Here is a 5,646-nt window from a genome sequence, read left to right on the forward strand (position 1 = left end):
GGGAATGACTCTGGGCCCCGAAACGGAGGGATCCGCCACGTTTAAGCCTTTCGCCGATCTTAAAGCTAAACTAAAACGCGAGCCTTGAAAAGGTTAGCTGGGCATCTGAAATGCGAGAGAGCTATACTACTTTCGGAGGTTCAAATGAAGTACAAGATCGCAATTCACGAATCTGACGAAGGCTACAGCGTCTCTGTGCCTGGACTGCCCGGCTGCTGGTCGCAAGGACGCTCGGAGCAGGAAGCCTTGGACAATATCCGTGCCATTCGCGAGTACCTAACTGTCGTCGAGGAACAGTTCCGTGGCGAAGAGGTCCGCGAAGTCGAGATCACGGTGTAGCGATTGCCCAAAGTTGCTGGCGTCAACCACCTGGATGCAGTGCGTGCCTTTGAGAAGGCGGGATTCTGGATTGCACGCCAAGCATATTGTGATGACGAATGGCCAGCGCATTCTCACCGTTCCTCGTCACGATCCGATCAATGCCTTCACCATGGGCGGTCTTGTGCGCGATGCTGGACTCTCTGTCGAGCAATTCCGTAAGTTGCTCTAGGCCTAGCCGCCCGAATCGGGTAGCCGGGGTCTGTCCCAAAGGTCTCTGCGTACCCAGTTTTTTTGGCGCTTTAAATCTCCCTACAATCGGCGGCTTTTGTAGCAACTCGAACTAGTCCTGACCATACGCATCGGCCGGCAGGCCTTCCTCAGCCCTTCTCATCGATTTAAGACTTCTGCGCACCTGACCGCTGAGCCGGCGGCTGACCGGCAACCGCTTTTCTGTCCCGCGCAATTTTACCGCTAGGCCACCCACACCATCGCGCGCCAGGGCTTCGACTCGGGAGAGCGATACCAAAGCATTGCGGTGGATGCGGAGGAACCGCTCGCCGAATTCGGCCTCCAGGGTTTTCAGCGGCTCCTCGATGACGAGCTCTCCTCCCGTCCAAACTACCGTGACGTACTTCTGATCCGCTTGGAAGTAAAGCACCTCATCCACGGGCACAAGCCTCAGGCTGCCGCCTACCGGCGCGCTCAGATGGGTTCGGGCTCGAGTCGAACCGGTCTGCTCCTTGAGGATATCGAGCCGACCCCGCCTCAGCACTTCGGCCCGCTGGAAACCCTGCAAGAGCCGCTCCTTGCGGATCGGCTTTAGCAGGTAATCGACGGCACTAGCTTCGAAGGCATCAAGCGCGTGGTCCCCGTAGGCCGTCGTAAAGATGACCGCCGGGGGATGCTCATAGTAGGCCAGATGTTGCGCTACCTCCAACCCGTCCATGCCAGGCATGCGGATATCGAGCAACACGAGTTGCGGCGCATGCGCCGCAATGGCGGTCAGGGCCTCGACCCCGTTTCCCGCTTCTCCCACGACCTCACCGATCCCAAGCTCGCGGATCAGTGAGGCGAGCCGCTCGCGCGCGAGCGGCTCATCATCCACGATGAGGATCCGCATCTTCGGCGCGTTCATAAGGGAATGATAATGTCGCCCGATAGTGGTCGCCCAAGTCCTCCACTTTCAGCCCACCCGACCCGCCGTAGAAAGCGTGCAGTCGTTGCCCTACGTTTTCCTGGGCGAAGCCATGGCTTGCGCGCGAGGATCGCCTGCCATCCTTCGGCTTGGGATTTTCGATCACGACCGTGAGCCGGTGCCCTTCGCGCTGCCCCCTGATCCGAGTCACCCCACCCTGGGGTAAGGGCTCGATCCCGTGGTAGATCGCGTTCTCGATGAGCGGCTGAATCGATAACACCGGTACCAAAGCGTCCGCCGGTAACTCATCGATTTGCCAATCGATCGCCAAGCGATCTTGCAAGCGTAGGGCTTCTATCCGTAAATACTGTCGGCACAGCTCAAGCTCCCCACCGAGCGTGACCCGATGACGGGCGGGCAGGAGGCTCGCTCGAAACAGATCAGCTAAGTCTTCGACCGCTTCCTCGGCCAGCATTGGATGGCTGCGGGTCAGGCTGGCGATGGTGTTCATGCAGTTGAAAAAAAAATGCGGCCGGATGCGCGCCTCCAGGGCCTGGAGGCGGGCCTCGGCCTCCGATTCAATGCGCTGCTCCCAGTGATGGTGGACATACATATAACGCAGCGCGATGGCCATCACGATCGCCGCAATCGCCAGATTGCGTGCCAAAAACCCTCCCCTGGAAGCCACACCGAGGGGCATCGGGTTGCTTACGCAATCTAGGGTCCACCACGCCAGCTCGCTCAACACCCAGGCGATCGCGAGCATCGATACATAAGCGACCATTGCTACCCTGGCCTCGCTGAGGCGGGAGTAAAGCGTTCGGCTCGCGCACAAAACTGCGGCGCAGCAAAGAGTAACCCATTGAATGAAAAGCGACTTCAGGGCCAGATCGTCGAAGCTTGCGTTTACATCCGTGGCGGTCGATAGAGTCAGTACGATGGCCAAAAGCTCGCCCATCAAAACCAGCACGAACACCGGCCGGGCGGTGCAGAAGTTGGGTATGAACAGGCGATCAGTGGCGCGCGCGACAGGCAATATCATGACCCTACCGCAACTTCCCAAGCCTGGACCTCACTATGGTGTTCTCTCGTGCTCAATTATAGCGGCGGCAGGCCGAGGAGGATCGGCCCCGCTGCATCTTCATCATCGCCGGAGGTATCGGCCTTGGTATCCTGAACTCGAAGATCAGGGCTCTGCTTGGCCAAATATCCCCGTTCGTCGGATAAATCTTCGCGTTGGTCTTCTTTCCGCTCAAGAAAGAAGATCGGCTGAACGATACGACGAGCCATCGAGAGCAACGCATATGCAAGACACATGAAGCAAGAGGAAAGGCATGCTAGCACACAGAGACGGCCAAGCATAAACAAGTTGAACGCCTCCGGATTCACGCTCACTGAGCTGATGGTCACCGTTGCGATCATCGGCATCGTGTTGATGATCGGTGTGCCCAGCTTTCAGCAGGTGATTATGAATAACCGCATGGCGACGCAAGCGAACAATTTGCTGGGATCGATGAACCTTTCCCGGAGCGAGGCGGTTAAACGCGGACAACGGGTTGTGCTTTGCAAAACCGCCGACCCGTTTGCCGCGACTCCGGCATGTACCACGTCCGGTGCTTGGGGACAGGGGTGGCTCATATTCGTCGATAGCGATAACGACGCGACGCTTGACGCCGGAGAAGTCTTGCTGAAGGTTCACCAAGCCATTTCTCCGTCCACGCTGAGCGGAAATACCAACGTCGCCGACTACCTATCCTACGCGGCGGATGGAGCCACCCGCCTTACGAGCAACGCTTTTCAGTCTGGCACGCTGACGCTGTGCCCCGGCACCAGTGGCATGACGGGCCGGAGTATCGTCGTCAATGCGGCTGGACGAGCCCGGATCGCTTCGGTGACATGCCGATGAAACGGCTTCTTAGTCTGACGAACGGCAGCGCCGGCTTCACGCTGATCGAAATATTGATTTCCGTGGTGGTTCTGGCCATTGGCTTGCTGGGAATGGCCGCATTGCAGATGAATGGTCTGCGCAACAACCAGAGTGCCTATTTTCGTGCCCAGGCCACCCAGCTAGCCTACGACATGGCGGATCGGATGCGCACCAATATTGTGGAGGCAAGGGATGCAGCCAGCGGCGGAACATACAACAACGGCGCGTCTACAACGAATAACTGCGCGACGGGCCCATGCACCACCGCCCAAATGACCGGCTACGACTTTTCCCAGTGGAATGCCGAACTGGCGGCGCAGTTGCCGTCCGGAACAGGCAGGGTTTGTATTGACAGCACGCCGAACGATGACGCGTGTGACGGCGTGGGGACGGTTTACGCCATCAAGGTGTGGTGGGACGACAGTCGCTCCGTCGCGGTGAATCAGCGCTTCGTCATGAGTTTCCAGCCATGGAACTGAACGCGATGACCCGCCTTCCACGCAAACAGCCGATCTTGGCATGGAAGATCCAAGCAGGGGTCGGCCTGGTCGAGATCATGATCGCGTTGGTCATCGGGCTTATTTTGATCGCCGGCGCCAGCAAGATTTTTCTCGATGGTAAACAGACCTACCGTTTGCAGGACGCGCAATCTCGCTTGCAGGAAAACGCCCGCTTCGCGCTGGAACTGTTGACCAACGACATCCGCATGGTGGGATTCAGCGGTTGCGCCAATCTCTCCTCGATCACCCCCAATGTCAGTGCCAACTCGCCCACCATCGTGCTCACCGCCGCGACCGCCGCATCCGGCAACGATGCCGCCTCATCGTCCTGGAATCCAGCCCTGTCGAGTACGCTCAGCGGTTTGACGAGCTCTCCCCTGCCCAATACCGATGTCATAACCGTGCAATTCAGCCAGGGTTGCGGCGCGCACCTGAAAGGCAACATGGTCGGTGTGAATGCGGACATTCAGGTCATGTCGCCCAATTCCTGCGGCGTCGACGCAGGGGACGCGCTGATGATTTCGGATTGCGTGGCGGCGGATCTATTCCGCGCCACCAGCACATCCGGCGGCGCTCCAACCCAGAACGTCGCTCATGCTGCTCTCAGCAAGACCTATCAACAGGATGCCGAACTGTTCATCTTTGCCTCACGGACCTACTACATCGCCAACGGCGCCGGCGGACAACCTTCCTTGTGGCGGCTGGACAACACCGCCGCAACGGGCGGAGACAACCCGATCGAACTGGTGGAAGGCGTCGAAAACATGCAAATCCTCTACGGCGAGGATACCGACGGTGATCGCATCCCTAATCAGTACCTTACCGTCAACAGCGTGAGCAATCTGGCCAACGTGGTGGCCGTTCGCGCGAGCCTGCTCCTGCGCACCCTGGATAACAATCTGCTCCAGCTCGCCCAAACATACAGTTACAACGGCGCAACCGTGACCGCTACCGATCGCCGCTTGCGGCACACGTTTACCACCACCGTCAACTTGCGCAATCGTTCCCCGTAATCAGCACGGACTTAAACCGACATGTCATCAGAAGCGCATCGCCAGCTGGGAAAAACCGAAACCGGGGGTGTTCTAGTCGTCAGTCTGCTGTTTTTGCTGTTGCTGACGCTCATCGGACTCACCGGCATGCAGGTCACCTCGCTGGAAGAAAAAATGAGCGGCAATATGCGCGACCGCAACCTGGCTTTTCAGGGCGCCGAATCCGCCTTGCGGGCCGGGGAAATGTACTTGACCTTACCCACGGTGTCCACTTTTTCCTGCGCCAACGGCCGTTATAGTTGGAATGATGTCAATTGCGACGGGACCCGTGAAGACGCCCAGATATGGGACAGTTCCAACGATTGGAGCGGAATCTCGAAAGTGACCTACAGTTCCGGTACTCTGGCCAGTACTTCTTCCCCTCCGGCGTACATCATCGAACAAATGCCCGCCGTAGCCGAGTCGGGCGACAGTCTGGAGGCCGGAGTCGCCCAGGACTCGCAGTATTACCGCGTCACGGCGCGCGCGACCGGCGGCACGACCGACGCCGTCGTCCTCGTGCAATCCCTCTACAAGCGCTGATGAGCCATCCGGACTTAGCCACAACCCAATCACGGTAACGCCCGCTCTATGCCAAAGGAATCGGGTGAAGATCTTTTATAACGACGATGGATCAATAGGTTAGAGTGGAAAAGCTTGGAAGAGAGGGCGCTCCGTGGTATGTATGGGTTTCGGAAGGTCATACGTCCCACAAAGGAGGCCCTCTCATGA

General features: G+C 58.4%; 8 protein-coding genes and 2 pseudogenes. 7 read left to right on the plus strand and 3 right to left on the minus strand.

The genetic code is table 11. The features are described 5' to 3' along the window. The first annotated feature begins 144 nt into the window (after positions 1–144). Complete coding sequence (locus M3461_10165; protein MDQ3774689.1) at positions 145–339, plus strand: type II toxin-antitoxin system HicB family antitoxin; 195 nt, start codon at positions 145–147, stop codon at positions 337–339. Between the two features lie 3 nt (positions 340–342). Beyond that, positions 343–550, plus strand: a pseudogene (locus tag M3461_10170) (type II toxin-antitoxin system HicA family toxin). A 111-nt stretch (positions 551–661) separates the two neighbouring features. On the opposite strand, the gene M3461_10175 reads toward M3461_10170, so the two are convergent. Genes M3461_10175 through M3461_10185 form a run of 3 tightly spaced genes read right to left on the minus strand, consistent with a single transcriptional unit; the run spans position 662 to position 2,884 of the window. Next, entirely contained in the window at positions 662–1,441 is a 780-nt protein-coding gene (locus tag M3461_10175) for a LytTR family DNA-binding domain-containing protein (protein ID MDQ3774690.1), read from the minus strand. After that, positions 1,419–2,498, minus strand: a complete 1,080-nt coding sequence (locus tag M3461_10180; protein MDQ3774691.1) for a histidine kinase — start codon at positions 2,496–2,498, stop codon at positions 1,419–1,421. The genes M3461_10175 and M3461_10180 overlap by 23 nt, the downstream gene beginning before the upstream one ends. Before the next feature lie 56 nt (positions 2,499–2,554). Further along, on the minus strand, positions 2,555–2,884 hold the full coding sequence (locus tag M3461_10185) for a hypothetical protein (protein ID MDQ3774692.1): 330 nt from the start codon (positions 2,882–2,884) through the stop codon (positions 2,555–2,557). On the opposite strand from M3461_10185, the pseudogene M3461_10190 reads away from it, so the two are divergent. From M3461_10190 to M3461_10210, 5 genes and pseudogenes are all read left to right on the plus strand, one after another. Continuing rightward, positions 2,859–2,936 (plus strand): annotated as a pseudogene (locus M3461_10190) (fimbrial assembly protein). The gene M3461_10185 and the pseudogene M3461_10190 sit on opposite strands and share 26 nt — an antisense overlap. A gap of 33 nt (positions 2,937–2,969) precedes the next feature. Then, positions 2,970–3,362 carry a GspH/FimT family protein gene (locus M3461_10195; protein MDQ3774693.1) on the plus strand — a complete coding sequence of 131 codons (393 nt, stop codon included), beginning with the start codon at positions 2,970–2,972 and terminating at the stop codon, positions 3,360–3,362. Further along, on the plus strand, positions 3,353–3,862 hold the full coding sequence (gene pilV / locus M3461_10200) for a type IV pilus modification protein PilV (protein ID MDQ3774694.1): 510 nt from the start codon (positions 3,353–3,355) through the stop codon (positions 3,860–3,862). Before M3461_10195 ends, pilV begins: the two co-directional genes overlap by 10 nt. Further along, the gene (locus tag M3461_10205) at positions 3,853–4,896 is read left to right on the plus strand and encodes a PilW family protein (protein MDQ3774695.1); all 1,044 of its coding nucleotides are present in this window, start codon (positions 3,853–3,855) and stop codon (positions 4,894–4,896) included. The genes pilV and M3461_10205 overlap by 10 nt, the downstream gene beginning before the upstream one ends. 21 nt (positions 4,897–4,917) lie before the next feature. Next, complete coding sequence (locus tag M3461_10210; GenBank protein ID MDQ3774696.1) at positions 4,918–5,457, plus strand: PilX N-terminal domain-containing pilus assembly protein; 540 nt, start codon at positions 4,918–4,920, stop codon at positions 5,455–5,457. Positions 5,458–5,646 lie beyond the last annotated feature (189 nt).

It is taken from the genome of Pseudomonadota bacterium, from assembly GCA_030860485.1.
Classification (GTDB): Bacteria; Pseudomonadota; Gammaproteobacteria; order JACCXJ01; family JACCXJ01; genus JACCXJ01.

Bases quoted from the DNA above. Each gene is read 5' to 3' on its own strand.
- M3461_10165 (MDQ3774689.1), top strand. From the start codon at position 145: ATGAAGTACAAGATCGCAATTCACGAATCTGACGAAGGCTACAGCGTC.
- M3461_10175 (MDQ3774690.1), bottom strand. From the start codon at position 1,441: ATGCGGATCCTCATCGTGGATGATGAGCCGCTCGCGCGCGAGCGGCTC.
- M3461_10180 (MDQ3774691.1), bottom strand. From the start codon at position 2,498: ATGATATTGCCTGTCGCGCGCGCCACTGATCGCCTGTTCATACCCAAC.
- M3461_10185 (MDQ3774692.1), bottom strand. From the start codon at position 2,884: ATGCCGATGATCGCAACGGTGACCATCAGCTCAGTGAGCGTGAATCCG.
- M3461_10195 (MDQ3774693.1), top strand. From the start codon at position 2,970: ATGAACCTTTCCCGGAGCGAGGCGGTTAAACGCGGACAACGGGTTGTG.
- pilV (MDQ3774694.1), top strand. From the start codon at position 3,353: ATGCCGATGAAACGGCTTCTTAGTCTGACGAACGGCAGCGCCGGCTTC.
- M3461_10205 (MDQ3774695.1), top strand. From the start codon at position 3,853: ATGGAACTGAACGCGATGACCCGCCTTCCACGCAAACAGCCGATCTTG.
- M3461_10210 (MDQ3774696.1), top strand. From the start codon at position 4,918: ATGTCATCAGAAGCGCATCGCCAGCTGGGAAAAACCGAAACCGGGGGT.